Origin of the sequence: Mycobacterium sp. 852002-53434_SCH5985345, assembly GCF_001667155.1 — a bacterium.
In the GTDB taxonomy this organism is placed as follows: domain Bacteria; phylum Actinomycetota; class Actinomycetes; order Mycobacteriales; family Mycobacteriaceae; genus Mycobacterium.
The window spans coordinates 1-2016 of record NZ_LZIE01000012.1 but is presented as its reverse complement, the minus strand read 5'-3'; the positions used below and the strand labels follow the sequence as shown (position 1 = coordinate 2016).

The window sequence follows — 2016 nt, the reverse complement described above, 5'->3', positions numbered from 1 at the left end:
GCGGGGCCCCGTAGTTGGGGGGCGGTGGGTAGCCCGGAGGGTTGCGCTCGCTGCCGTGGGGATCGGCCGGGGTGCCTGGATACTCGGGAGGCTGGCTCATGTCCGTCCTAGCTGTTGACTCAACCTGTGGGCACGCGCACACGGGAACTTAGCAAAGATGAGTGCTCGGCGCCCGGATTGGTTTTCGTGGTATGCCTGAAGCCGTGTCCGACGGTCTTTTTGACCTGCCCGGCGCGCCGCCGACGAGCGATCACGCCCTGGGCGTGTCGGCCGGTGCACCGTTGGCGGTGCGCATGCGGCCGGCCTCGCTGGACGAGGTGGTCGGCCAGGAGCACCTGCTGGCGCCCGGGTCGCCGCTGCGCCGCCTGGTCGAGGGATCGGGCGTCGCGTCGGCCATCCTCTACGGCCCGCCGGGCAGCGGCAAGACCACACTCGCCGCGCTGATCTCCCAGGCGACCGGCCGCCGGTTCGAGGCGCTGTCGGCGCTGTCGGCCGGGGTCAAGGACGTGCGGGCGGTCATCGAGAAGGCGCGGCATGCGCTCCTCAACGGCGAGCAGACGGTGCTGTTCATCGACGAGGTGCACCGCTTTTCCAAGACCCAGCAGGACGCCCTGCTGTCCGCGGTGGAGAACCGGGTGGTGCTGCTGGTGGCGGCAACCACCGAGAACCCGTCGTTCTCCGTGGTGGCGCCCCTGCTGTCCCGGTCGCTGATCCTGCAGTTGCGCCCGCTGGGCGCCGACGACATCCGCGCCGTCGTCCAGCGGGCGATCGACGACCCGCGCGGGCTGGGCGGGAAGGTCGCCGTGGCGCCCGACGCCGTCGACCTGCTGGTGCAGCTGGCCGCCGGCGACGCCCGCCGGGCCCTGACCGCGCTGGAGGTCGCGGCCGAATCGGCTCAGGGGGCCGGCGACTCAGTCACCGTCGAGACCATCGAGCAGTCGCTGGACAAGGCCGCGGTGCGCTATGACCGCGACGGCGACCAGCACTACGACGTCGTCAGCGCCTTCATCAAGTCGGTGCGCGGCTCGGACGTCGACGCGGCGCTGCACTACCTGGCCCGCATGCTCGTCGCGGGGGAGGACCCGCGGTTCCTCGCGCGCCGGCTGATGATCCTGGCCAGTGAGGACATCGGCATGGCCGATCCGAGCGCGCTGCAGATCGCGGTGGCGGCCGCCCAGACCGTGCAGCTGATCGGCATGCCCGAGGCGCAGCTGACGCTTGCGCACGCCACCATCCACCTGGCCACCGCGCCCAAGTCGAACTCCGTCACCACCGCGCTGGCCGCCGCGATGGACGACATCAAGGCGGGCAAGGCCGGCCTGGTGCCGCCCCATCTGCGCGACGGGCACTACTCCGGCGCGGCTGCGCTGGGACACGCGCAGGGCTACCAGTACTCGCACAACGATCCCGACGGCGTCGTCGCCCAGCAGTATCCGCCGGACGAGCTGGTGGGCGCGGACTACTACCGGCCGACCGGCCGGGGCGGCGAGCGGGAGATGGCCGGGCGGCTGGAACGGTTGCGGGCGATCATCCGCAGGAAGCGGGGACGGTGATGAAAACTTTCACTGACGAGGAGATGGGCCGGCTGCTGGCGACCACCAAGCCCTACAGCGTGGTCATCCTCAAGCGGGGGCCGCGCTTCGGCGAGGACACCACCCCGGGGACCGTCTGGGAGCACGGGCGCCGCAATTTCGGGCTGCGCGACGACGGCGTCCTGGTCATCGTGTTGCCGGTTACCGACGACTCCGAGGTCTGCGGGGTCGCGGTGTTCGCGGCCTCGGTCGACGACGCCGCCGCCATCATGGCCGACGACCCGGGCGTGGCCGCCGGCGTCTTCACCTTCGAGGTGCACCCCAGCCGCGGATTCCCGGGCGACGCGCTGCCCTGAAAGGCTTTAGGCGCGTCGAGTGTGGGGGGCGCCCCCCCCCCCCCCGCCCCCGCTGTGCGGCTCGCCGCACACTCGGCGAAAGCCGGCGCCGGGGCCCCATGGGGGCCCCCCGCGGGGGGGCGGGGCCC

Annotated in this window: 2 protein-coding genes; both read left to right on the top strand. The window is 72.4% G+C overall.

The window, feature by feature from the left end:
* Positions 1-191 precede the first annotated feature (191 nt).
* Positions 192-1553, top strand: a complete 1362-nt coding sequence (locus A5756_RS01870) for a replication-associated recombination protein A (protein WP_066946046.1) — start codon at positions 192-194, stop codon at positions 1551-1553.
* Positions 1553-1888, top strand: coding sequence for a hypothetical protein (locus A5756_RS01865; RefSeq protein WP_066946044.1), 336 nt, complete (start codon positions 1553-1555; stop codon positions 1886-1888). Before A5756_RS01870 ends, A5756_RS01865 begins: the two co-directional genes overlap by 1 nt.
* The last annotated feature ends 128 nt before the right edge of the window (positions 1889-2016 follow it).

What these genes read in the sequence shown, in the direction of transcription:
- A5756_RS01870 (WP_066946046.1), top strand. Translation starts at nt 192, where the DNA reads ATGCCTGAAGCCGTGTCCGACGGTCTTTTTGACCTGCCCGGCGCGCCG.
- A5756_RS01865 (WP_066946044.1), top strand. Translation starts at nt 1,553, where the DNA reads ATGAAAACTTTCACTGACGAGGAGATGGGCCGGCTGCTGGCGACCACC.